Source organism: Mesorhizobium sp. B2-2-3, assembly GCF_006442405.1.
GTDB lineage: Bacteria > Pseudomonadota > Alphaproteobacteria > Rhizobiales > Rhizobiaceae > Mesorhizobium.
Genome location: NZ_VFWC01000008.1, coordinates 290,506 through 311,646 on the forward strand (window position 1 = coordinate 290,506; position 21,141 = coordinate 311,646).

General features: G+C 64.5%; 28 protein-coding genes. 15 read left to right on the forward strand and 13 right to left on the reverse strand.

Features of this window, described 5'->3' with window-relative positions:
* Window positions 1–26: 26 nt before the first annotated feature.
* The gene (locus FJ951_RS17340; protein ID WP_140516221.1) at window positions 27–776 is read right to left on the reverse strand and encodes a sulfite exporter TauE/SafE family protein; all 750 of its coding nucleotides are present in this window, start codon (window positions 774–776) and stop codon (window positions 27–29) included.
* A gap of 21 nt (window positions 777–797) precedes the next feature.
* The gene (locus tag FJ951_RS17345; protein WP_140516223.1) at window positions 798–1,010 is read right to left on the reverse strand and encodes a hypothetical protein; all 213 of its coding nucleotides are present in this window, start codon (window positions 1,008–1,010) and stop codon (window positions 798–800) included.
* A gap of 171 nt (window positions 1,011–1,181) precedes the next feature.
* Between FJ951_RS17345 and FJ951_RS17350 the strand changes: the two genes are divergently transcribed.
* From FJ951_RS17350 to FJ951_RS17375, 7 genes are all read left to right on the forward strand, one after another.
* Window positions 1,182–2,054 (forward strand): LysR substrate-binding domain-containing protein, encoded by an 873-nt coding sequence (locus FJ951_RS17350; RefSeq protein WP_140516225.1) that lies wholly within the window; start codon window positions 1,182–1,184, stop codon window positions 2,052–2,054.
* 126 nt (window positions 2,055–2,180) lie between these two features.
* Entirely contained in the window at window positions 2,181–2,687 is a 507-nt protein-coding gene (locus FJ951_RS17355; protein ID WP_140499160.1) for an Lrp/AsnC family transcriptional regulator, read from the forward strand.
* Complete coding sequence (locus FJ951_RS29020; protein WP_263486469.1) at window positions 2,684–2,809, forward strand: hypothetical protein; 126 nt, start codon at window positions 2,684–2,686, stop codon at window positions 2,807–2,809. The genes FJ951_RS17355 and FJ951_RS29020 overlap by 4 nt, the downstream gene beginning before the upstream one ends.
* 110 nt (window positions 2,810–2,919) lie before the next feature.
* The gene (locus FJ951_RS17360) at window positions 2,920–3,708 is read left to right on the forward strand and encodes an ABC transporter substrate-binding protein (protein ID WP_140516312.1); all 789 of its coding nucleotides are present in this window, start codon (window positions 2,920–2,922) and stop codon (window positions 3,706–3,708) included.
* 120 nt (window positions 3,709–3,828) lie between these two features.
* Window positions 3,829–4,500: an amino acid ABC transporter permease gene (locus FJ951_RS17365; protein WP_140516227.1), complete on the forward strand. Its 672-nt coding sequence runs from the start codon at window positions 3,829–3,831 to the stop codon at window positions 4,498–4,500.
* Window positions 4,497–5,171, forward strand: coding sequence for an amino acid ABC transporter permease (locus FJ951_RS17370; protein WP_140516229.1), 675 nt, complete (start codon window positions 4,497–4,499; stop codon window positions 5,169–5,171). Before FJ951_RS17365 ends, FJ951_RS17370 begins: the two co-directional genes overlap by 4 nt.
* Window positions 5,172–5,196: 25 nt before the next feature.
* The gene (locus FJ951_RS17375) at window positions 5,197–5,940 is read left to right on the forward strand and encodes an amino acid ABC transporter ATP-binding protein (RefSeq protein ID WP_140499166.1); all 744 of its coding nucleotides are present in this window, start codon (window positions 5,197–5,199) and stop codon (window positions 5,938–5,940) included.
* Window positions 5,941–5,955: 15 nt separating this feature from the next.
* Here the strand turns inward: FJ951_RS17375 and FJ951_RS17380 are convergent, their stop codons facing one another.
* From FJ951_RS17380 to FJ951_RS17400, 5 genes are all read right to left on the reverse strand, one after another.
* Complete coding sequence (locus FJ951_RS17380; protein WP_140516231.1) at window positions 5,956–6,654, reverse strand: RES family NAD+ phosphorylase; 699 nt, start codon at window positions 6,652–6,654, stop codon at window positions 5,956–5,958.
* Entirely contained in the window at window positions 6,648–7,058 is a 411-nt protein-coding gene (locus FJ951_RS17385; RefSeq protein ID WP_140516233.1) for an MbcA/ParS/Xre antitoxin family protein, read from the reverse strand. Before FJ951_RS17385 ends, FJ951_RS17380 begins: the two co-directional genes overlap by 7 nt.
* Before the next feature lie 296 nt (window positions 7,059–7,354).
* Complete coding sequence (locus FJ951_RS17390) at window positions 7,355–8,788, reverse strand: aldehyde dehydrogenase family protein (RefSeq protein WP_140516235.1); 1,434 nt, start codon at window positions 8,786–8,788, stop codon at window positions 7,355–7,357.
* Window positions 8,789–8,941: 153 nt separating this feature from the next.
* Entirely contained in the window at window positions 8,942–9,325 is a 384-nt protein-coding gene (locus FJ951_RS17395) for an ACT domain-containing protein (RefSeq protein WP_140516236.1), read from the reverse strand.
* A 20-nt stretch (window positions 9,326–9,345) separates the two neighbouring features.
* Window positions 9,346–9,813: a GNAT family N-acetyltransferase gene (locus tag FJ951_RS17400; RefSeq protein WP_140516238.1), complete on the reverse strand. Its 468-nt coding sequence runs from the start codon at window positions 9,811–9,813 to the stop codon at window positions 9,346–9,348.
* Between the two features lie 415 nt (window positions 9,814–10,228).
* Here FJ951_RS17400 and FJ951_RS17405 point away from each other — a divergent pair, with 415 nt between their 5' ends.
* Entirely contained in the window at window positions 10,229–11,293 is a 1,065-nt protein-coding gene (locus tag FJ951_RS17405) for a YeiH family protein (RefSeq protein WP_140516240.1), read from the forward strand.
* A gap of 94 nt (window positions 11,294–11,387) precedes the next feature.
* Here FJ951_RS17405 and FJ951_RS17410 read toward each other — a convergent pair whose 3' ends face one another.
* Window positions 11,388–11,885: a GAF domain-containing protein gene (locus FJ951_RS17410; protein ID WP_140516241.1), complete on the reverse strand. Its 498-nt coding sequence runs from the start codon at window positions 11,883–11,885 to the stop codon at window positions 11,388–11,390.
* Between the two features lie 75 nt (window positions 11,886–11,960).
* On the opposite strand from FJ951_RS17410, the gene FJ951_RS17415 reads away from it, so the two are divergent.
* Window positions 11,961–12,374, forward strand: a complete 414-nt coding sequence (locus FJ951_RS17415) for an NUDIX domain-containing protein (protein WP_140516243.1) — start codon at window positions 11,961–11,963, stop codon at window positions 12,372–12,374.
* A 17-nt stretch (window positions 12,375–12,391) separates the two neighbouring features.
* Here the strand turns inward: FJ951_RS17415 and FJ951_RS28480 are convergent, their stop codons facing one another.
* From FJ951_RS28480 to FJ951_RS17425, 3 genes are all read right to left on the reverse strand, one after another.
* Window positions 12,392–12,550, reverse strand: coding sequence for a hypothetical protein (locus tag FJ951_RS28480; protein ID WP_181171590.1), 159 nt, complete (start codon window positions 12,548–12,550; stop codon window positions 12,392–12,394).
* 149 nt (window positions 12,551–12,699) lie between these two features.
* The gene (groL, locus tag FJ951_RS17420; protein WP_140516244.1) at window positions 12,700–14,328 is read right to left on the reverse strand and encodes a chaperonin GroEL; all 1,629 of its coding nucleotides are present in this window, start codon (window positions 14,326–14,328) and stop codon (window positions 12,700–12,702) included.
* Window positions 14,329–14,388: 60 nt separating this feature from the next.
* Window positions 14,389–14,703: a co-chaperone GroES gene (locus FJ951_RS17425; protein WP_140516246.1), complete on the reverse strand. Its 315-nt coding sequence runs from the start codon at window positions 14,701–14,703 to the stop codon at window positions 14,389–14,391.
* Window positions 14,704–14,947: 244 nt separating this feature from the next.
* Between FJ951_RS17425 and FJ951_RS17430 the strand changes: the two genes are divergently transcribed.
* Window positions 14,948–15,196, forward strand: coding sequence for a hypothetical protein (locus FJ951_RS17430; protein ID WP_140499188.1), 249 nt, complete (start codon window positions 14,948–14,950; stop codon window positions 15,194–15,196).
* The gene (locus FJ951_RS17435; protein WP_140499190.1) at window positions 15,193–15,459 is read left to right on the forward strand and encodes a DUF1488 domain-containing protein; all 267 of its coding nucleotides are present in this window, start codon (window positions 15,193–15,195) and stop codon (window positions 15,457–15,459) included. The genes FJ951_RS17430 and FJ951_RS17435 overlap by 4 nt, the downstream gene beginning before the upstream one ends.
* Window positions 15,460–15,482: 23 nt before the next feature.
* Here the strand turns inward: FJ951_RS17435 and FJ951_RS17440 are convergent, their stop codons facing one another.
* Window positions 15,483–15,674: a hypothetical protein gene (locus tag FJ951_RS17440; protein ID WP_140516248.1), complete on the reverse strand. Its 192-nt coding sequence runs from the start codon at window positions 15,672–15,674 to the stop codon at window positions 15,483–15,485.
* A gap of 5 nt (window positions 15,675–15,679) precedes the next feature.
* A complete protein-coding gene (locus FJ951_RS17445; protein ID WP_140516250.1) occupies window positions 15,680–15,886 on the reverse strand; it encodes a hypothetical protein in 207 nt (68 codons plus the stop codon).
* A 730-nt stretch (window positions 15,887–16,616) separates the two neighbouring features.
* Between FJ951_RS17445 and FJ951_RS17450 the strand changes: the two genes are divergently transcribed.
* From FJ951_RS17450 to FJ951_RS17465, 4 genes are all read left to right on the forward strand, one after another.
* A complete protein-coding gene (locus FJ951_RS17450) occupies window positions 16,617–17,666 on the forward strand; it encodes a LacI family DNA-binding transcriptional regulator (protein WP_140516252.1) in 1,050 nt (349 codons plus the stop codon).
* 63 nt (window positions 17,667–17,729) lie between these two features.
* Window positions 17,730–18,977 (forward strand): sugar ABC transporter substrate-binding protein, encoded by a 1,248-nt coding sequence (locus FJ951_RS17455; protein WP_140516254.1) that lies wholly within the window; start codon window positions 17,730–17,732, stop codon window positions 18,975–18,977.
* Window positions 18,978–19,351: 374 nt separating this feature from the next.
* Complete coding sequence (locus tag FJ951_RS17460) at window positions 19,352–20,278, forward strand: sugar ABC transporter permease (protein WP_140516256.1); 927 nt, start codon at window positions 19,352–19,354, stop codon at window positions 20,276–20,278.
* Window positions 20,278–21,135: a carbohydrate ABC transporter permease gene (locus FJ951_RS17465; RefSeq protein WP_140516258.1), complete on the forward strand. Its 858-nt coding sequence runs from the start codon at window positions 20,278–20,280 to the stop codon at window positions 21,133–21,135. Before FJ951_RS17460 ends, FJ951_RS17465 begins: the two co-directional genes overlap by 1 nt.
* The last annotated feature ends 6 nt before the right edge of the window (window positions 21,136–21,141 follow it).

Below are 21,141 nucleotides of genomic sequence, written 5' to 3' on the forward strand. Positions count from 1 at the left end.
GCCAGTCGGCGCTCTGCAAGCGGCGCTCAGAACGCCGCCTCGGCCATGAGATAAAATCCAAGCGCCAAGAGCCCGGCGAAGAACACTTTGCGAAAAGTCTCGACGCTCATGCGCCGGCGCAGCGCCTGGCCGACAGCCATGCCGGCGAGCGCAGGCGCCAGCGCCGCGATCGAACCCGCCAGCCCGGCCGTGGGCGAGGCCAGGGCGCCGGCCCTGAACAGCCCGATGGCCAGCGCCGCCGTCGACACGGTGAAGGACAGGCCGAGCGCCTGGATCAGTTCTTCCCTGCCCAGCCGCAGCGATTGCAGGTAGGGCACCGCCGGAATGACGAAGACGCCGGTGGCGCCGGTGACCAGGCCGGTCGCCACCCCGACCAGCGGCGATAGCAAGGCCTCGTGGCGTGGCGGCGTCGAAAAGCCGGCCTTGGCGAGGCAGAGAAGGCCGTAGAGTATCAGTGCCACGCCGAGCGCGCCGGACGCGGCCGCCGTATGCGCGCCGGTGAGCACGCCGGCGCCGGCAACGGTGCCGATCACCACGCCGGCCATCATCGTCCATAGCCGCCTGACGAGCCCGCCGAACGAAGGACCGGTGAATAATTGCCACAGGTTGGTAGCCAGCGACGGGATCAGCAGAAGCGTGGCCGCCTCGGCCGGCGCCATGGTCACCGCCAGCAGGCCCATCGCCACCGTCGGCAGGCCCATCCCGACCACGCCCTTGACGAAGCCGGCGGCAAGGAAGACGGCGCAGATCCAGGCGACGGCGGCGGCGCTCAGCATGATGGCGTGTCCGGCAGCGGCTCAATCATGGAGCAGCATGTCGGCAGCCTCGATCCCCGCTGCCGGCCCCGCCGGTCCGGCGGCGGCGCTGCTGACAGGGGCAGATGTCATGGCGCATCCTGGCATGCCGGAATCCGAGCGCGCCACGGCCAGAAGGGCGACGGCAACCGCCAGCAGCATCGCCGCGCTTTCAGCGATGCCGAGCCCTTGCCGGTTCGATGCTGGTTTTCTCATCCTGGACCTCCACCGAAACTGTTTGACGAAATTCGCCGTCACCCACAATGTGGAAATCGCGGCGCCAGCCTTCGGCTGAGGCGAAGGCTGGCGCCGCAAGCCGGTCGGCCCGCTGCGCCATCGATCGCGTGATAGCGGCCATCGCCCGGGCTGTCTTGCGGGAGGAAAAAGATGCGCTTCGACCTCGTCGATCTCCGGCTGTTCCTGCTGGTCGCCGAGCGCGGCAGCATCACCCATGGCGCCGAGCTCGCGGGCCTCGCGCTGGCCTCGGCCAGCGCCCGCATCAAGGGCATGGAGGACAGGCTCGGCGCGCCGCTTCTGGAGCGCCGCCGGCGCGGCGTGGTGCCGACCGCCGCCGGCCAGGCACTGCTGCACCACGCGCGCGCGGTGCAGAACCAGATCGAGGCGATGGCCGGCGAGCTCGGCGCCTATGCCACGGGCCTGCGCGCGCGGGTCCGCCTGCTCGCCAACACGGCCGCCACCAGCGAACTTCTGCGCGACAGGCTGCCGGCCTTTCTGGTCGCGCATCCCGGCATCGACATAGACCTCGATGAGCGCCCCAGCCACGAGATCGCCGAGGCGGTGGCGAGCGGCGCCGCCGATCTTGGCATTGCCGCGACCTGGGCCGGCCTTTCCCATCTCGAGCAGAAACCGTTCTTCGTTGACCGGCTGGTGGTGATCGCCTCGCGCAACCGCCCCGGCCTCGAAGGCCGCGCGACCGGCCTCGCCGACATTCTCGGTGAAACCTTTGTCGGCCTGAGCGCCGGCCATCCCTTGCAGGAGCACATCTCCCGCCAGGCCGCGCGCCTTGGCGGTCATATGCATTTTCGCATCCGCGTGCCCGGCCTCGACAATGTCTGCAGGCTGGTGGCCCAGGGCGCGGGCGTCGCCATCGTGCCGGAAAGCATCGTGCGCCGCTCGGCGCCCAGCCTGCGTAGCCTGCGGCTGACGGACGACTGGGGAACCCGCCAGCTCAATCTCTGCGCCCGCCGCTTCGACACGTTGACGCCGCAGGCCAAGCTGCTGGTCGCCGCACTGGTGTGAAGCCGCCGCCCACATGCTGAATTCGCGTGGAATCATGCCTTGCCTTTAAGGAGTCCATGAAATAGCTTGTTTGCACATAGGCAAAAAAATCGCCTAGCTTTTTTCGTTTTATGAAAGACGGGGGACTTGCGGGAACATCTCGATCTGACCGATCGACGGCTGGTCAAACAGCTGTCGCAGGACGCGCAGCCGGGCATCAACCGCCTCGCCGAGATTCTGGCGATCTCGGTGCCGACGGTGCGCACGCGGCTGCGCAACCTGCTCGACCGCAACCTGCTCAAGATCGTCGGGCTCCTGAACCTGACGGAGCGGCCCGAACTGATCTCGGCCATCGTCGGCATCAACGCGCAAGGGCGCGGCCGCGCCCGCGAGCTGGCGCAGCGCATTTCCGAACTGCCCTTCGTCAACTCGGCCTCGGTCGTCACCGGGCGCTTCGACATCATCGTCGACGTGACGGTGGCCGGCGACGTCGCCGATCTCTACCGCGTCACCAGCGAGTTGATCCCGGGCGCCGGCGAGCCGGGCGAGGTCGTGCGCAGCGAGACCTTCGTCGTCATGGCGTCCTGCAACAAATGGGTCAGCTTGCCGGAAGGCTGCTGGTCCGACGACAGCATTCGCAAGGAGCCGGCATGAGGATAGCGGTTCTCGGGGGCCTCGGCCTGCTCAACCCGCTGCTGCATGTGCCGGACGCGCCTTTCTTCGACGCGTTGGCCAGCCGCGGCATCGCGGTCGCCGAAACGGCGGCCCGGCACTAAGGAGACGGATTTTCGAACGGTGGCCGCCGCCGGCAACGGCGCCGCCGCTCAAAAAGCACCCTGTAGGGTGGACAACAAGACGACAAAAGGAGGAATGCCCAATGAAACCAATGAACATTGCCAAGCTTTTCATCGCCGGCCTCGCACTGGCCGGCCTCACCGCCGCCGCCAGCGCCGGATCGCTCGACGACATCACCAAGCGCGGCGAACTGCGTGTCGCCGTGCAGACACAGGGACCGCCCTTCTCGCTGGTCGGCGCCAATGGCGAACGCACCGGCAGCTCGGTGGAACTGGCCGAACTGATGGCCAAGGAAATGGGCGTCAAGATCACCTTCCTCGACTTCGACTGGGACGGCCTGATCCCGGCGCTGCTTTCGGGCAAGGCCGACCTTCTGGTCGCCGACATGACGCCGACGCTGGCACGCGGCATGAAGGTCGCCTTCACCACGCCTTACATGTATACGGGCAGCACCGTCTTCACCAAGGCCGACGGCAAGTTCAAGACCGCCGACGACTGCAAGGCCAAGGGCACCAAGATCGCCGTGCTGCTCGGCGCCACCGGCGAGAAGGAAGCCAAGGCAGCCTTCCCCGATGCCGACATCAAGAGCTACAAGGGCGGCGGTCCGCTGCTGCTCGACGCCGTCAACAACGGCCAGGCCGATTGCGGCGTCAACGACGTCTCGGCGGTCAAGGGCCAGTCGACGGCTTATCCGGCCGGGACCTTCACAATCATGCCGGACCTCCTCTCGAAGGAGCCGCTTGCCTTCGCCACCCGCTATGACGAGCCGGATCTCCTGATCTGGATGAACCTGTTCCTCAACCAGGTCACCATCGACGGCCGCCTGCAGAAGAACCTCGACTACTGGGTCAATTCGGAAGACTGGAAGAAAGATCACTGATTAGGGATTAGGGATTAGGGATTAGTAGTAGCGAATTAGTGAGTAGTGGATAGGGAATTCCGGATCCGCCTGCCTACTCACTACTCACTACTCACTATTCCCTACCCACCATTCACGGCCATGCTCGAGAATTTCAGCTTCCGCACCATCGTCGAATACCTGCCCCTGTTCGGGCAGGGCCTGGTCACGACCGTGTGGCTGTCGGCGCTGTCCTTTTTCGGCGCGCTCGCGGTCGGCATCCTGTTGTGCGCGATGAACCTGCAGCGCGGCTGGCTGTTTCGGGTGCCGGCCAAGGCCTATATCGACGCCGTACGCGCCACGCCCTTGCTGGCGCAGCTCTATTTTCTCTATTTCGGCCTGCCGCGCCTCGGTTTCGTGCTGCCCGAACTCGTCGTCGGGATCCTCGCGCTATCGCTGAACAGCGGCGCCTATGTCGCTGAAATCATTCGCGCCGGCATCCTGTCGATCCCGCGCGGCCAGGTTGAGGCCAGTGTTGCTTCGGGCATGACCTATGTCCAGCGCATGCGCCTGGTGGTCTTGCCGCAGGCGTTCAAGGTGACGATCCCGCCGCTACTGGGACAAGCGATCGTGCTGGTCAAGGATTCGGCGCTCCTGTCGCTGATCTCGGTTGCCGAGCTGACGCGCGCCGGCCAGTTGCTGGCCTCCGACCGTTTCATGCCGGCGGAAGGATTCCTCACCATCGCCGCCTTCTACCTCATGCTCTATTACGGCCTCAAAGGGCTGGCGGTCCTCTCCGGCCGCTGGCTCGGCTCGGCGGGAGCGCCCATATGATCTGGCAACAGTTGCAAAGCCTTGCGGGCAGCTGTCCGCTGGCGCTGCGCGGCCTCGGCATGACCGTGGTGCTGTCGCTGATCAGCCTGGTGCTGGGCACCCTGCTCGGCTTCGGCCTCGGCATCTTGCGGACCGGCGGCAACCGGTTGATCTCCGGCGTGATCGGTGCCTGGGTAGACCTCATCCGGGGCACCCCGTTCCTGGTGCAGATATTCCTGATCTTCTTCATCTTGCCGGAGCTGGGCATCGAGCTCGACGCCTTCACCGCCGGCATCATCGCGCTGACCAACCTCGCCGCCTGCTTCATCTGCGAGATCGTCGCCGCCGGCATTCGTTCGGTTCCGACGGGCCAGGTCGAGGCGGCACTGGCGTCCGGCCTGTCGCGCTGGCAGCGCATGCGCCAGGTGGTGCTGCCCCAGGCGATGCGCATCGTGCTGCCGCCGCTGGTCGGGCAATATGTGCTGCTGATCAAGGATTCTTCGGTCGTGTCGGCGATCGGCCTGACCGACCTCACCCGCGTCGGCTGGCTGGTGGTGCAGCGCGTGCCGAACGGCCTGCTGGTGTTCTTCCTCGTCGGCGTCGGCTATTTCATCGTCTGCTATCCGCTGATCATGCTCGCCCGCCGGCTCGAACGGCGCATGGGTGCCGCCCATGGCGAGGTGCAGATATGACATCGAACCCAAAGGTTCTGACCACATGACCAAAACGGGCATGATCGATTTTCGCGGCGTCAACAAATGGTTCGGCCCGCTCAACGTGCTGAGGGACATCACGCTCAGCGTCGAGCCGCGCGAAGTGGTCGTCGTCTGCGGCCCGAGCGGGTCGGGCAAGAGCACGCTTATCCGCTGCATCAACGGGCTGGAGACGATCAAGGACGGCGACCTTGTCGTCGACGGCCAGCGGCTCGGCGACCCCGCCACCAACATGACGAAGCTGCGCACCGAGATCGGCTTCGTCTTCCAGTCCTTCAACCTCTACCCGCACAAGACCGCGCTCGAAAACGTCACGCTGGCGCCGATCCATGTCCGCAAGATCCCGCGCGCCGAGGCCGAGCAGGCCGGCCGCGAACTGCTGGCCAAGGTCGGGCTTGCCGACAAGGTCAACGCCTATCCTGCGCAGCTTTCAGGCGGACAGCAGCAGCGCGTGGCGATCGCCCGCTGTCTCGGCATGCGCCCCAAGATCATGCTGTTCGACGAGCCGACATCCGCGCTCGACCCCGAGATGATTTCGGAAGTGCTCGACGTCATGGTCGCGGTTGCCGAGGAAGGCATGACCATGATGGTGGTGACGCATGAGATGGGCTTTGCCCGCAAGGTCGCCCAGCGCGTGGTGTTCATGGATGCCGGCGCCATCGTCGAAAGCGGCACGCCCGACGAGTTCTTCTCGCACCCCAGGACCGATCGCAGCCGCGCCTTCCTGAGCAAGATCCTGCGGCACTGACCGGCGCCGCCGCCTTCAAGTGACCGCCAGCACCTTGCCTGTATCGTGCTGGCGCACGAAATCCACGCGGCGGCCGTCCCAGTGGTAGCTGTAGTGCCTCCCCTGGACGGGAACGGTGATTGCATCCGGCCAGAAGATGCCGATGCACTGCCCGCTTGGCATGCGCACGCTGTTCCACACCAGCCCGTCGCTGCCGGCCGCACGCAAGGCGCGGCCTTCGGCCTGCGAGGCGGTGTAGTCGTCCGGGTCGAGCGCGCCGGGCACCGCGTTGACGTCATCGAGGTCGCGATCGACGCTGCCGATCAGCACGCGGAAATCCGCGGTCCAGCCCGGCTCCTCCTTGGTGGCGCGCATAAAATTCTGGTGGTGGTGGATGGTTTCGGCCAGCGCCACCTCCTCGCTGTCGCCGGCATAGTAGATGCCGTAGCTGCCATCGGAAAACCGCCCGGGCCGCAAGGTCGAGCAATGCACGAAGGGCGCCATCACGAAACTTGCGCCGGGTCCGGACACCCGCCTTTCGGCAGGAACCTTGCCGAGGTCGCCGAGTTCCAGCCGGATGCGCGGATTGGTCTTCTCCTCGACGGCGGCCAGCGCTTCCCAATCGCGCGGGTCGGCAATGTCCTCGAAGAGGTCGATAGGCGGATGGATGGAGCGGATGATGCGGAAGGTCTGGGGCCAGTGGACGCGGCGCCGGACCGCGAGCCCACTCACCATGCACCACGCTCCGCGTCGAGCCATTCGCGCATCGCGGCAAGGTCGGAGATTTCGCCGCGCAGCATCAGGTCGAGCGCCGACTGGCCGCCGAACGTGGCGTTGGGTTTTCGGATCCAGGCATAGCCGCGCGCCGGCTCGGTGAAGAGATAGCGCAAGCCCTTATGGATGCCCATCAGATGCGCCATGCGGGTGCGCAGGTCACGGTCGATCCGGCCGATGCCGCCTTCCTTCCAGCGCGCCCAGGTGCGCGCCGACATGCCGCCGAGCAGGATGCAGGCATCGAGGTCGGTGAGGCCCCACGCCTTGAACAGATTGACCGTGGTGCGCGCCAGGGCGCCCGCCTCTTCATCCGAGATGGCGCTGCCGACCGCGGCCGGCGTGGTGACAATGGACTGAAGCTGCATTTTCTGCTCCCGCTATTGGCAGACATATAGCATGTATTTGCCAATTGGCAAGGAAACAGGGCCAGAGCGGCCACCTAAAAAGGTGGCGCGGCATAACAGACCAGGGTTCCTCGCCCCTACGAAGGTGGGGGAGAGGTGGCTCGGCGAAGCCGAGACGGAGCGGGGGAATGGCGCGGCGTGGATATGCCGTGAAAACCCTCCATCGCCGCAGCCCCCTCTCCGACCGCTTCGCGGCCACCTCCCCCCGCTTTGCGGGGGCGAGGAACCCTGGTTCTGTGAGGGCGGCTCTTGTCCGCCTACTCCGCCGCCTCATACCCCGCGATACCCTTGATCTCCAGAAAATCCTCCAGCCCGTATTCGGCGTATTCGCGGCCGTTGCCGGATTGTTTGTAGCCGCCGAAGGGCAGGCCGGCGTCCCATTGGGGATAGTTGATGTAGACGTTGCCGGAGCGCATGCGCGCCGCGACGTCGCGCGCCTTCTGGATATCCTTGGCCTGGATATAGGAGGCAAGGCCGTAGACGGTATCGTTGGCCTGCTCGACCGCCTGCTCGACCGTGTCGTAGGGCATGATCGCCAGCACCGGCCCGAAAATCTCCTCGCGCGCGATGCGCATGTCGTGGGTGACATCGGCGAACACGGTCGGCCTGACATAGTAGCCGCGGTTGAGTTCGGCCGGACGGCCTGGGCCGCCCGTGACCAACGTGGCGCCCTCGTCGATGCCGCTCTGGATCATGTCCTGGATCTTGTCGAACTGGGCCTGGCTGACGACAGGGCCGAGCTTGGTGCCGGGAGCGTCGGCCGGGCCGACCACGAACTTTTCCGCCGCCGCCTTGGCGTAGGAAGCCGCCTCGTCATGACGGTCGCGTGGCACGAACATACGGGTTGGCGCGTTGCAGGACTGGCCGCTGTTGCTGAAGCAGCCGGCGACGCCCTTGGTCACGGCGGTGGCGAGGTCGACATCCGGGAACAGGATGTTGGCCGACTTGCCGCCAAGCTCCTGGTGCACGCGCTTGACCGTATCGGCGGCGGCCTTGGCCACCAATATGCCGGCCCGGGTGGAGCCGGTGAACGACATCATGTCGATATCGGGATGGCTGGACAGCGCCTGGCCGACGCCGGGGCCGTCGCCATTGACGAGGTTGAACACGCCCTTCGGCACGCCGGCCTCGTCGAAGATCTCGGCGAAGATGATGGCGTCGAGCGGCGCGATCTCGGATGGCTTCAGCACCATGGTGCAACCGGCGGCAAGCGCCGGACCCACCTTGCAGGTGATCTGGTTCAGCGGCCAGTTCCATGGCGTGATCAGGCCGACGACGCCGATCGGCTCCTTGACGATCAGCGAGGAGCCCTTGACCTGCCGGAACTGGAAGCTCTTCAGTACTTCCGCCATCTTGGCCAGATGCGCGAGCCCGATGCCGACCTGGCTGTCGAGCGCCATCCGGCGCGGCGCGCCCATCTCGCGTGACACGGCGAGCGCAAGGTCCTGGCTGCGCTTCTTGTAGACCTCGATGACGCGGTTGAGGATGTCGAGCCGTTCCTCGACCGAGGTGAAGCCGAATGTGCCGAAGGCCCGCTTCGCGGCGACCACCGCCTTGTCGACGTCGGCCTTGGAACCAAGCGAAATTTGCGCGAAGCTATCTTCGTTCGACGGATCGATGACATCGATCGTGTTGGGCACGACAGGATCGACCCACGCGCCATCGATGTAGAACTGCAGATTGTGTGACATGATTTCTCCTGAGGGGCGCCGCACAGCCGTCCGGCGTGATATCTGGTTAGAAATAACGATGCGCGACCGGCACTGTCAAACGCAACCCCGAACTGGTGAGCGAGCCGCGAGCGGTTGAACCAGCCGGGCGGGCGATAGCTGGAATAGAACGAGTTAAAGCAGAGTATGCCCGGCTTCGCCCAGAAGCCGTGTCGCCGCGACCCGATCGGCGGCTTTCACCAGCAGGTGATCGCCGTCGAAAGTCGACACCACGAAAATGCCCAGCTCGTTTTCCGACAGTGGCCTGATGACCGACAACACGATGCCGGTTTCGTCGAAGGCGAAAGGTCCTTGGAGCTTGAAGGCGACCCACTCGTCATCCCGCTTGACGCCATCTGGAACGCGATCCTGCAGACAGACGATCGAAAGTTCATCCTCGGTTCTGGTGATGCTGACGAAGCCTGGCCCGTCCGCCCAACCGGGAACGCTCGCTCCAGGCTCGAGCCGCGAAATCGCGTACAGCCCGGGCAGTTGCTTCAGCCTGATTTTGGCAGCCATTGTCGAACTCCGATTGCGGTCTATCCAGCGAGCCTCTTGCTCATATAGACAGTCGTACCGTTCATGAACGGCTCCTCCCGGTCGATCCTATAGCCGTGCCTCTTGTAAAGTGACACATTGGCCGCGAAGGCGCCATTGGTCAGCAGGCGAAGTTCGTTGCGGCCCGCTTCGGCCGCCTTGCGTTCAGCCCGCTCCAGCAACAGCCGGCCGATCCCCCTTCCCTGCGCATGCGGTGCCACGCAGACATTCTCGATCCAGACATGATCGTCGGCTGGCATGGTTTCGATCGCGCCGACGATTTCGCCCTGCTCGGTCGCAAGGTCGAACTCATGCTCTGCAACCGCTATGTCGTAGTCGGCGCGCATGGGCAGCGGTTCGCGGCCGATCAGCGGCACCCATTTGGCATAGGCCAAGCGCACGATGTCCCGGATGGCTGCGGCGTCCGCCGGCCCGGCCTGCCGGAACTGGATGGAAGGATTGATGCTCATCGAGGGCTCCAGACATGAACAGCCCGCCGACGGTTGCGCGGGCGGGGCTGGGAAGAACGAACCGGAATTAACGGGCCACTCCTCGTCGTCGCGCAATCATGCCGCCTCGCAGTGTACAGGTTCGGCGTCGCATGACATTGGCGCGGGGAAGAACGAACATGGCGCCAAGCTGGCGCAGCATGAGTGGCCCGTCAAGCCAATGCCAAGCCATCTTCTGGCGGTGCCAGGCCTCTTTGCCGCGCTGCGTCACCAGCCGCAATTAGTTGCATGCCGATACCGGCCTTGGCCTGCAACGGCATTTTGGTCCGCAAGCCGGAAACCGTCCTGAAAAATCGATCATTCTAACGAAAATAATTCATTGGAAAGATTAGTTGGGGAATGGCATTCCCCGGGCGAAGTCGCCTGGAGCATGACGTTGTCTTCCTTATCCCACATTGCGAACGATATTCCAAAAAGCCTGATTTCCGCCGAACCCGCGCAGCGCCGCAAGGCGCTCGACTCGACCAAGGCCGGACCCGTGCCCGGTGTGATATTGGTCGCGATGATCACTGCGGTGGCCTTCTCGGCCCACAACGTCTCCGGCTTTGCCCTGTTCAGCCCGATGATAATAGCCGTCGTCGCCGGCATGATCTACTCCAACGTGCTCGGCACGCCGGCGCACGCCAAGGCCGGCATCGCGTTTTCGCAGCGCCGGCTGCTGCGCTTCGCCATCGTGCTGCTCGGTTTCCAGCTGACGCTCGGCCAGGTGGTGTCGATCGGCGCCGGAGGTGTCGGCATCGTGGCAGCCACCCTTGGCGCCACCTTCGTCTTCACCATCACACTCGGCCGGCTGATCGGCGTCGACGCGAAACTGGCGCATCTGATCGCCGCCGGCACCTCGATCTGCGGTGCCTCGGCAATCGTGGCCACCAACATCGTCACCGACGCGCGCGACGAGGACGTCACCTACGCCGTCGCCTCGATCACCTTGTTCGGCACCGTCGCCATGCTCGGCTTCCCGCTGCTGGCGCCGCTGCTCGGCCTCGACCAGCATGCTTTCGGCCTGTGGGTGGGCGCCTCGATCCATGAGGTGGCGCAGGTCATCGGCGCCGGCTTCCAGAACGGCACCCAGTCGGGCGAGATCGCCACCGTCGCCAAGCTCACCCGCGTCGCCATGCTGGCGCCGATGGTCATCGCGCTGGGCCTGATGGCGCGCCGCAAGAGCAGCAGCGACCAGCAGGCGGCGCGCCCGCCCATGCCATGGTTCGTCGCCGCCTTCGTCGCCGTCGTGGCTCTGAACAGCCTTGTCGCGATACCCGCCGAAGTGAAGTCGGCGATGACGCTCGCCACCACCATCATGCTGACCATGGGGCTGGCCGCCATGGGCCTGCAGGCCGATATCTCGCAGCTGCGCTCGCGCGGCCTGCGCCCGCTGGCGCTCGCCTTCTCGGCCTTCCTATTCATCGGCGGCTTCAGCCTGATGCTGGTGAAGTTGGCCTGAGCCCCAAAGGTAGCGCTCTACGGCGCCCCTGTCCTGCCGGACAGAGGGGGCGAAGGAACTCGACGGCCGACCGTCGGTCTTTTTGCTGAGCGCCTTAATCCTCGAACGAACTCGCCGCCACGTAGATCGCGGCCAGTGTTTCGATGCCGGCCTGGTCCGCCTTGTCGAAGCGGCCGGGCAGCGGGCTGTCGAGATCGAGCACGCCGAAGACGCCTTCATCGTCTTCGAGAAGCACGACCAGTTCCGAACGCGAATCGGCGTCGCAGGCGATGTGGCCGGGGAAATCGTGCACGTCCTTGATCAGCATCGAAGTGCCGAGGTCGACCGCCGTGCCGCATACGCCCTTGCCGACGGCGATGCGCACGCAGGCCGGCTTGCCCTGGAACGGACCCAGCACCAATTCCTCGTCCGAGGCCAGGAAATAGAAGCCCGCCCAGTTGAGATCGGGCACCATCTGGAAGATCAGCGCCGCGGTGTTGGCGGCATTGGCGATCGAGTCGCCCTCGCCCTCGAGCAGCGCCTTCAGTTGCGCGGCAAGATCGCGGTAGAACGCGGCCTTGTCCGAAGTGTCGATGGCCTTGGCTGCGAACATGGCTTGTCTCCGAACTGAGAATCGCGGTTCCGTTTCCGCAGGCTCTGCACCGAACGACCGCCGGAACAGTCTACCGTGAATCCTACCCGCCACGAAAGCCGCAAGATAAGGGCCGCCGCCGGCGTCATCGCGGATGCGTCGGGCCGGCTGCTTCTGGTGCGCAAGCGCGGCACCAGCGCCTTCATGCAGCCCGGCGGCAAGATCGAGCCGTGCGAGGCGCCGCTCGACACCCTGATGCGCGAACTGCGCGAGGAACTCGGATTGGCGATCGACCCCGCCACCACCTCCCGGCTCGGCCTGTTCTCGGCCAAGGCCGCCAACGAGCCGGACAGCACGGTCGAGGCGGAATTGTTCGCGCTCTCCATCGACAGCCAGCCGATAGCCGCCGCCGAGATCGAGGAGATCATCTGGCTTGAGCCCGGCTCGACCAATTCCGTCGAACTCGCGCCGCTGACGCGCGATGTGGTGCTGAGGTTGAGCGGAATGTAGCGGCGGCGGCGCCGCTATTACATCGGACGCTTGGGTTCGCCGTTTTGTGGTGTTGCCGGGTCGGGCTCGGATTTCTTGTGCTTGTCGGCGGCAATCCTGCGGATGCGGTCGAAGCGGCTTTCCTCTGTCGTTTCGGTCGTGACGACCGTCTGTGGCTTCTGCACGAACACGATCATGGATCGATCTCCTGGGCCAGAGGCCTGCGCGCCGGGGGAGAATCCCCCGGCGATAGTCGTCTCGCCTGCGGCAAAGGCCGGTTCGGCGAGATACGGATCAGGCCTGAAAGACGGCTTTTATGAAACCATCTTCGCGAGCCGGTCGAATCCTAGTAGCCGCCCATGCCGCCACCGCTGCCCGCAGGCGCGGCATCCTTGGCCGGAATGTCCGAGATCATCGCTTCGGCGGTGATCAAAAGCGCGGCGATCGAGCCGGCATCTTGCAACGCGGTGCGCACCACTTTCGCCGGATCGACGATGCCCGCCTTGATCATGTCGACATACGCCTCGTTCTGGGCATCGAAACCCTGGTTGTGGTCCTTGCTGTCGGAGAGCTTGCCGACGACAACAGAGCCTTCAACGCCCGAATTCTCGGCGATCTGGCGGAGCGGCGCTTCGAGTGCCCTGAGCACGATCGAGATGCCGGCGGTGACATCGGCGTTGGCGCCGCCCAGGCCGGCAAGCGCCGTCCTGGCACGCAGCAGAGCCACGCCGCCGCCTGGCACGATGCCTTCCTCGACCGCCGCGCGCGTGGCGTTCAGCGCGTCGTCGATGCGATCCTTCTTTTCCTTGACTTCCGACTCGGTGGCGCCGCCGACGCGGATGACGGCAACGCCGCCGGAGAGCTTGGCCAGCCGCTCCTGCAGCTTCTCCTTGTCATAGTCGGAGGTGGTTTCCTCGATCTGGCCCTTGATCTGGGCGACGCGCGCCTGGATGGTCGCCTTGGTGCCGGCGCCGTCGATGATCGTGGTGGTGTCCTTTTCGATCAGCACGCGCTTGGCGCGACCGAGCATCTCGATGGTGACGTTCTCCAGCTTGATGCCGAGATCCTCGGAGATCATCTGGCCGGATGTGAGCACCGCGATGTCTTCCAGCATCGCCTTGCGGCGGTCGCCGAAGCCCGGCGCCTTGACGGCCGCGACCTTGAGGCCGCCGCGCAGCTTGTTGACGACCAGCGTCGCCAGAGCCTCGCCTTCGACGTCCTCGGAGATGATCAGCAGCGGCCTGCCGCTCTGCACCACCGCTTCGAGGATCGGCAGCATTGCCTGCAGATTGCCGAGCTTCTTCTCGTGGATGAGAATATAGGGGTCTTCCAGCTCCGCGCGCATCTTGTCGGCATTGGTGACGAAATAAGGCGAGAGATAGCCGCGGTCGAACTGCATGCCTTCGACGACGTCGAGTTCGGTGTTCGCGGTCTTGGCTTCCTCGACGGTGATGACGCCGTCATTTCCGACCTTGTCCATCGCCTTGGCGATCATCTCGCCGACGCTGGCATCGCCATTGGCGGCGATTGTGCCGACCTGCGCGATCTCGGCCGACGATTTGACCTTCTTGGCCTTCGCCTTGATTTCCACGACGACGGCCGCGACGGCCTGGTCGATGCCGCGCTTGAGGTCCATCGGGTTCATGCCGGCGGCCACCAGCTTGGCGCCTTCGCGCAGGATCGAGGCGGCCAGCACCGTGGCAGTGGTGGTGCCGTCGCCGGCGAGGTCGTTGGTCTTCGAGGCCACTTCGCGCACCATCTGCGCGCCCATGTTCTCGAACTTGTCGGCAAGCTCGATTTCCTTGGCGACGGTGACGCCGTCCTTGGTGATGCGCGGCGCCCCATAGGCCTTGTCGATGATGACGTTGCGGCCCTTGGGGCCGAGCGTGACCTTGACCGCATTGGTGAGGATCTCGACGCCGCGCAGCATACGGTCGCGCGCATCGGTGGAGAATTTGATTTCCTTGGCAGACATGATTTTATCCAGTTCGCATTTGGAGTGGAGCCGTCACCGCGCAGAGGCGCGGCGCTTCAGTCAGGCGGCCTTCTTGGCTTCGACGCTCTTTTCGATAACGCCCATGATGTCGGCTTCCTTCATGATCAGAAGATCCTCGCCGTCGATCTTGACCTCCGTGCCCGACCATTTGCCGAACAGGATCAAGTCGCCGGCCTTGACGTCGAGCGGAACAAGTGCGCCGTTTTCGTCGCGGGCGCCGGGACCAACCGCGATCACTTCGCCTTCCTGCGGCTTTTCCTTGGCATTGTCGGGAATGATGATGCCGCCCTTGGATTTGATATCGCCTTCGGCGCGCCGGATGACGACGCGGTCGTGGAGTGGCCGAAATTTCATGAGAACTTCTTTCTGGGGCCGGCATAGGCGGCCGCCCCCTTCTATAGGCTCTTTGGCACTCGATAGATAGGAGTGCCAAAATTTATTCCGAGCGGATATTGAATAACCATAGTATTATTTCGGCACCCGGTTTCATCGGGTCGGAAGACGAGCAAATATTTCAAAAATTTGAATTTTCCGGCAGAGTGCCTATTTATCGGACAAGTTCATTTTCACGATTTCAGACGCAAGGGAGATTTCCTCGATGGCCGACGGCAACCAGACGATCATGGAAAAAGCTGAAGCGCGCTTTGTCGACAAGCAGAAGAAGACGGCGGAGCGCAACAAGGCAACAGCCGAATATATGTCCGAAGCGAGGGCCAGGGAGATCAAGACGGCAAGGCTGAGGCAATTGCGGCTGGCCAAGGAAGAAGCCGACCGCGTGGCCGAGGCCCTGAACCCGACGCCGAAGAAGAAACGCGCGGTGAAGAAAACGACGGAGGCAAAATCATGAGCCTGACCTTCCCCAACCGCAGCCGCAGCTACGACGAGGCCGGCAAGCGCATCCGTTTCGTCGGCTATGACGGCATGTTCCAGATTTCCTTCTCGGTCGCCGCCGATGCCATGACGAGGATGCAGCCGGCGACGGCAGCCAATGAAGCCGGGTATCTCGCCACCTTCGACACCGAGAGCAGTGTTATCCGCGATGTAGCGTCAAAGGCCTATGACCGCACGCGCAAGAGCATGTATGTGCTGACGGCCGACGACTTCCGCTGAGACGACAGGCGGACGGCGCTGGATCAGGATTTACGCTCCGCCTTCTCCCGGCGCTTGACGTCCCGGACATTCATCTGACCGACCATGGCATTGGCGTCGCGCGGGCTCATGCCGACCATCGCCCTTTGCCTGACGACGACGGGCTGGCCGGTGAAGACGTCGATGATGGCCCAGCTTTGGGGCAAGTCCATGCGCAGTGCGTAGCGGTTGGCCATTTGCCTCAGCCCTGCAACATGAAGAAGACCATGCTCAGGACCGATATCGTCCAGGCGACGACCGACAGTTTCAGCACCATGCCGCCATGGGCGGCCAGAGCCTCCCGCAGCCGCGGGGCGATACCTGCCGACGGGACCGGTTCCACCGCGACGACACGGGGTCCCTTGGCGCCAAATTTTCCAAAGACGGGCAACAGCGACGGTTCACGCACGAAAATGGCCTCGAATGTCGGGGAAAGTCGGAGCGGGCAAGCTCTTGCCCTTCCATAGCACTCTTTTGGCGAGTGCCCTGCATGCCAAATGCAAATAGGCTGCTTTAACGCCGGCCGCATGCCACGTGACCCCGATCGTCAGATGCTGAAAGCGCGCAAGTCGGCTGGGTAGCAGTCTTCTTGCCGGCACGTCAGCGTCACAACGAAGACGAGGACCTGTCCGGCCCAGGCCGCAAATGCAAGCTGGCAAGACCCATCGCCCTTGACGGTCCGACGCAGGCTCTACGTCATATGATTTTTTGGAGGCCTCGCCTCGGGATCGAACCGAGGCTTCAGAGATTTGCCGTCTCCAGCGTAGCCGCTCCGCCACGAGGCCATGACTAGCGAACTAACCGATAATATTTGCGCAAGCGTTAAGACCGAAGAGTCGTTTGTAGACATGTCGCCGATTGCTGCTTTGGCCGGCTCGCGCCGTGGGCAGCACTGACGGCTGCCGATCAGGAATTCGCCTGATGAACTCGCCGGGCGCCGAGCCCGTGAGCCCGCCCTCCGGCGGCCACTTCGCGCCACCGGAGGACCAGCCACTTTTCCTCTTGAACAGCCTCTGGATCTGGCCTAGTTTGGGTTGAGAAAAGGTTTTTTCAAACATTTCCGATCGGACTCGGCCATCGGCCGGGTCTCATTCCGGCCTGTAAGAGAAAACCTTTTCCCAATCGGGATTTTCGCCGCAATGGCATTGGACGATCAGCCAGCCTTTCCCAAGCCCGTCACCTTGCGTGACGTAGCGGCCGAGGCTGGCGTCAGCGTCGCCACCGCCTCGAAGGCGCTCAACGATCAGGGCCGCATGACCGCCGAGACCCGCGAGCGCATTCGCGAGACCGCGCAGCGCCTCGGCTTCCGGCCCAACAGCCTGGCGCAGAGCCTGCTGCGGCGACGCTCCTTCACCGTCGGCCTGCTCACCAACGATACCTATGGCCGCTTCTCGCTGCCGCTGATGTCGGGCATTTCCGACGCGCTGGTCGACGCCGGCGTCTCGGTGTTCCTGTGCAATGTCGAGGAGGATCCGCGTCTCGGCCAGCTCCATGTCGAGGCCATGCTCGACAAGCGCGTCGACGGCATCATCGCCACCGGCAAGCGCATCGACCGTCATCTGCCGGTCGACCTGTCCAATCTGCGCATTCCGGTGATCTATGCCTTCACCCAGCCCGATCCCGACGCCGTCGCCTTCGTCTCCGACGACGCCGGCGGCGCGCGGCTGGCAGTGGAGCATTTCTGTCGGCTCGGCCGCAGGCGCATCGCCCATGTCTCGGGACCGGCGAGCTTTGCCGTGGTGCACGCCAGGGCGCAGGCCTATCGCGATGTTCTGACCGAGAACGGCCTGTCGGGCACCGAGCCGCTGCTCGGCTCGTGGTCGGAGGCCTGGGGACACGAAGCCGTGGCGAGGCTGTTCGACGGCGCGGCCGACGGCGCAAGCGAAAGGCCGGACGCCGTCTTCTGCGGCAACGACCAGATCGCGCGCGGCGTCATCGATGCCTTGCGCGAGCGCGGTCTCGACGTGCCCGGCGATGTCGGCGTCATCGGTTTCGACAATTGGGAGATCGTGGCCGAAGCGACGCGCCCGCCGCTGACCTCGGTCGACATGAACCTGGCTGCGCTCGGCCGCGAAGCGGGGCTGACCTTGCTTTCCCTGGTCGGCGGCAAGCCCGCCGCGCCAGGCATCCGGAAACTGCCGTGCCGGCTGGTGGTGCGTCAGTCCTGCGGCCGCCTGCCGGACGGCTGAAGAACCAAACGCCGCAATCGGCGGCAAGCCGCGCATCGCGGCCAAAACGTGGAGGAGGAGAATATGAGGACTTTGATTGCCAGGCTGGCCTTGACGGCCGCCGTATTCGGCTGCGGGCTGCAATTTGCCGCCGCCGAGACCGCCAACATCTGGGTGCGCGCCGACGGCTCGAACTTCATGCCGCGCATCGTCGATGCCTACAACAAGGGCCACACCAACCAGATCAAGCTCGACATCATCCCCAACGCCGAGATCATTCCGAAATACGGTGCTGCCGCCGCCGGCGGCACGGCGCCCGACGCGCTGTCGCTCGACCTGATCTACACGCCCTCCTTTGCTGCCGCCGGTCAGTTGGAGGACATCACCGACTGGGCCAAGTCGCTCCCCTATTTCGCCAGCCTGTCGCCGGCTCATGTGAAGACCGGCACGTACAAGGACCGCATCTACGGCCTGCCCTTCTCCGCCGACGCCTCGGTGCTGATCTGGAACAAGAAGCTGTTCAAGCAGGCCGGCCTCGACCCCGAAAAGGGCCCGGCCAATTGGGCCGAGATCGAAGCCGACGCCGAAAAAGTCAATGCGCTCGGCGGCAACATCAAGGGCTTCTACTTCTCCGGCAATTGCGGCGGCTGCAACATCTTCACCTTCACGCCGCTGGTCTGGGCCTCGGGCGGCGATATTCTCTCACAGGACGGCTCCAAGGCGACGCTGGACAGCCCGCAGCTGCGTGGCGCCATCGATCTCTACCGCTCGATGGTCAAGAAGGGCCTGGTGCCGGAAGGCGCCCAGACCGACACCGGCGCCAATTTCTTCGCCGCCTTCGCCGGCGGCAACATCGGCATCTCGCCTTCGGGCGCCTTCGCCATCGGCGCGCTCAACACCCAGTATCCCGACATCGACTACGGCATCACCTTCCTGCCGGGCAAGGATGGCGGCTGGTCGTCCTTTGCCGGCGGCGACAATTTCGTCGTCACCAAGGGCACCAAGAAGATCGATGTGGTGAAGGAGTTCCTCGACTTCGCCTATTCGCTGGAGGGCCAGACGATCCTGGCCAAATATGGCAGCCTGCCGGTGCGCGGCGACATCGCCAAGGACGCGCTGAAGGACCTCGACCCGCGCTACCAGGTCGCAGCCGAGGCCATGGCCAAGGGCAAGACGCCCTATTCGGTGGTCTTCAACGACCTGATCAACTCCGCCAACGGCCCGTGGACGCAGATGGTCAACGAGGTGTTCTTCGGCGACGACGTCGACGGCGCCATCGCCAATGCGCAGGAGACTATGCAGTCGATCATCGACCAGGCGCCGCAGAAATAGGCGCCTGCCGGCCGCCCGCCTGTCTCCCTGAGCGGGTGGCCGGATATTGTTTGGTTCAGATACAGGGCTATCGCGTTGAGAAGACTCACTAGCATCGACAGCTTGGGACCTAGCGCACTTCGCCTCCCCTTCTCCCCTTGTGGGGTGAGGAGCGGTCCGCGCAGCGGACGAAAAGCCAACTGCTTGGCTTTTCGAGCTTCGAACGCCCTGAGCCTGCGAAGGGCCGGGTGGTGGCCGATCCACTCTGCCGGGTCCCCGCTGCTTCGCAGCGTCCCGGTGTTCGCCGGCCTTTCATCGTGCCACTGGCACGATGAATTCGCCTCCGGCGAACCGGCCGCTCACCCCACAAGGGGAGAAGGAAAAGCGGGCCAGCCATGACCACCATCACAGCAACCACCGCCCCGCCCCGCGCCCGAAAACTCGTCGGCGCCGGGCGACGGCAATGGATCGGTCTCATCTACGTCGCGCCGGCCGTGGCGCTGGTCATGGTGTTCTTCGTCATCCCGCTCGGCATGACGGCGTGGATGTCGCTGCACAACTGGCCGCTGATGGGCGGGCACTCCTTCATCGGCCTCGACAACTATGCCGCGATCCTGCGCGACACCAGGTTCTGGAACGCACTGAAATTCACCGGCTACTACACTGTGATCGTCACCATCGCGATCTTCGCCGTCGCCTTCCCGCTGGCCATCTTCATCGAGCGGCCGCGCCCGCTGACCAATCTCTATCGCACCGCCTTCTTCATGCCGGCGGTGGTCGGTTTCGCCTCGGCGAGCCTGCTCTGGTCATGGCTGCTCAACGTCGATTCCGGCCTGTTCAGCCCGGCCGCCTACAACCTCGGCCTGATCGACAGGAAATTCAACCTTCTGGCCACCTTCCAGCCGGCCTTCTGGTCGATCATCGCCATGGTGGTGTGGAAGGTCGCCGGCTTCACCATGATCATCCTGATGACCGGCCTGCAATCGATCCCGCAGGATTTGCAGGAGGCCGCCGTCATCGACGGCGCCGGCCCGTTCGCGAGGTTCCGGGCCATCACCTTGCCGCTGATGCGCCGCACGCTGGCGCTGGCGCTGATCCTGTCGGTGGCCGGCTCGGTCCTCGCCTTCGACCAGTTCTACATCATCCTGCGCGGCGGCCCGCGCAACCAGACGCTGACGGCGGTGTACTGGATTTTCAACCAGTCCTTCGTGTCGTTCAAGCTCGGCTATGGCGCGGCGCTCTCCATGGTCCTGCTGGTGATCCTTGTGGCGCTCAGCCTCGTGCAGCTCTGGCTGCTGAGGAAGCCCGAGGGCGTCGACTGATGGCGCAGGCAATGTCCGCTCAAGGCAAACTCGCCGCCAGCGTCGTCAGACACTCCACCGGCATCATCGCCTCGGTGCTGTTCGTGGCGCCGATCGTGTGGGCCGCGCTGTCGGCCTTCAAGCCGGCGCAGGAGGCGCGCCAGCCGCCGTTGCCGCCCTGGCCGACGACAGGCTTCTCGCTGGAAAACTACGCCACGCTCAACACGTTCGGCGACGGGCTCTGGGTCTCGGCGCAGAACAGCATCTACGTCTCTGTCATGACGGTGCTGGTCTCCGTCGTTGTCTCCGTGCTCGCCGGCTACGGTTTCTCGCGCTTCCGATTTCCTCTCAAGGACCTGTTCTTCGTCCTCATCCTGTCGACGATCATGATTCCATTCCAGTCGATCCTGACGCCGATCTTCCTGGTGCTCACCAAGCTTGGCCTGCACAACACGCTGACCGGGCTGGTCGGCGTCTATGTGACGCTGCAATTGCCGTTCTCGATCTTCATGATGCGCAACGCCTTCGACGCGGTGCCGCGCGAGATCGAGGAGGCCGCGCGCATGGACGGCGCCGGAAACCCCACCATGCTGTTGAAGGTGATGCTGCCGCTGGTCTGGCCGGGCGTCGTCACCATCGCGCTGTTCGCCTTTCTCGGCGCCTGGAACGAGTTCCTCGCCGCTTTGGTGCTGATGACCGACCAGTCCAAGTTCACGCTGCCGGTGATGATGACCGCACTCCAGTCCGGCCGCTTCGGCGCCATCGACTGGGGCGCGGTGCAGGCGGGCGTCACCGTGATGATGGTGCCGTGCCTGATCCTGTTCCTGGCTTTGCAGCGCTTCTACATCCGCGGCCTGATGGCCGGGGCCGTCAAGTGATCGATC

What these genes read in the sequence shown, in the direction of transcription:
- FJ951_RS17340 (WP_140516221.1), bottom strand. Translation starts at nt 776, where the DNA reads ATGCTGAGCGCCGCCGCCGTCGCCTGGATCTGCGCCGTCTTCCTTGCC.
- FJ951_RS17345 (WP_140516223.1), bottom strand. Translation starts at nt 1,010, where the DNA reads ATGAGAAAACCAGCATCGAACCGGCAAGGGCTCGGCATCGCTGAAAGC.
- FJ951_RS17350 (WP_140516225.1), top strand. Translation starts at nt 1,182, where the DNA reads ATGCGCTTCGACCTCGTCGATCTCCGGCTGTTCCTGCTGGTCGCCGAG.
- FJ951_RS29020 (WP_263486469.1), top strand. Translation starts at nt 2,684, where the DNA reads ATGAGGATAGCGGTTCTCGGGGGCCTCGGCCTGCTCAACCCGCTGCTG.
- FJ951_RS17360 (WP_140516312.1), top strand. Translation starts at nt 2,920, where the DNA reads ATGAACATTGCCAAGCTTTTCATCGCCGGCCTCGCACTGGCCGGCCTC.
- FJ951_RS17365 (WP_140516227.1), top strand. Translation starts at nt 3,829, where the DNA reads ATGCTCGAGAATTTCAGCTTCCGCACCATCGTCGAATACCTGCCCCTG.
- FJ951_RS17370 (WP_140516229.1), top strand. Translation starts at nt 4,497, where the DNA reads ATGATCTGGCAACAGTTGCAAAGCCTTGCGGGCAGCTGTCCGCTGGCG.
- FJ951_RS17375 (WP_140499166.1), top strand. Translation starts at nt 5,197, where the DNA reads ATGACCAAAACGGGCATGATCGATTTTCGCGGCGTCAACAAATGGTTC.
- FJ951_RS17380 (WP_140516231.1), bottom strand. Translation starts at nt 6,654, where the DNA reads ATGGTGAGTGGGCTCGCGGTCCGGCGCCGCGTCCACTGGCCCCAGACC.
- FJ951_RS17385 (WP_140516233.1), bottom strand. Translation starts at nt 7,058, where the DNA reads ATGCAGCTTCAGTCCATTGTCACCACGCCGGCCGCGGTCGGCAGCGCC.
- FJ951_RS17390 (WP_140516235.1), bottom strand. Translation starts at nt 8,788, where the DNA reads ATGTCACACAATCTGCAGTTCTACATCGATGGCGCGTGGGTCGATCCT.
- FJ951_RS17395 (WP_140516236.1), bottom strand. Translation starts at nt 9,325, where the DNA reads ATGGCTGCCAAAATCAGGCTGAAGCAACTGCCCGGGCTGTACGCGATT.
- FJ951_RS17400 (WP_140516238.1), bottom strand. Translation starts at nt 9,813, where the DNA reads ATGAGCATCAATCCTTCCATCCAGTTCCGGCAGGCCGGGCCGGCGGAC.
- FJ951_RS17410 (WP_140516241.1), bottom strand. Translation starts at nt 11,885, where the DNA reads ATGTTCGCAGCCAAGGCCATCGACACTTCGGACAAGGCCGCGTTCTAC.
- FJ951_RS28480 (WP_181171590.1), bottom strand. Translation starts at nt 12,550, where the DNA reads ATGATCGTGTTCGTGCAGAAGCCACAGACGGTCGTCACGACCGAAACG.
- groL (WP_140516244.1), bottom strand. Translation starts at nt 14,328, where the DNA reads ATGTCTGCCAAGGAAATCAAATTCTCCACCGATGCGCGCGACCGTATG.
- FJ951_RS17425 (WP_140516246.1), bottom strand. Translation starts at nt 14,703, where the DNA reads ATGAAATTTCGGCCACTCCACGACCGCGTCGTCATCCGGCGCGCCGAA.
- FJ951_RS17430 (WP_140499188.1), top strand. Translation starts at nt 14,948, where the DNA reads ATGGCCGACGGCAACCAGACGATCATGGAAAAAGCTGAAGCGCGCTTT.
- FJ951_RS17435 (WP_140499190.1), top strand. Translation starts at nt 15,193, where the DNA reads ATGAGCCTGACCTTCCCCAACCGCAGCCGCAGCTACGACGAGGCCGGC.
- FJ951_RS17440 (WP_140516248.1), bottom strand. Translation starts at nt 15,674, where the DNA reads ATGGCCAACCGCTACGCACTGCGCATGGACTTGCCCCAAAGCTGGGCC.
- FJ951_RS17450 (WP_140516252.1), top strand. Translation starts at nt 16,617, where the DNA reads ATGGCATTGGACGATCAGCCAGCCTTTCCCAAGCCCGTCACCTTGCGT.
- FJ951_RS17455 (WP_140516254.1), top strand. Translation starts at nt 17,730, where the DNA reads ATGAGGACTTTGATTGCCAGGCTGGCCTTGACGGCCGCCGTATTCGGC.
- FJ951_RS17460 (WP_140516256.1), top strand. Translation starts at nt 19,352, where the DNA reads ATGACCACCATCACAGCAACCACCGCCCCGCCCCGCGCCCGAAAACTC.
- FJ951_RS17465 (WP_140516258.1), top strand. Translation starts at nt 20,278, where the DNA reads ATGGCGCAGGCAATGTCCGCTCAAGGCAAACTCGCCGCCAGCGTCGTC.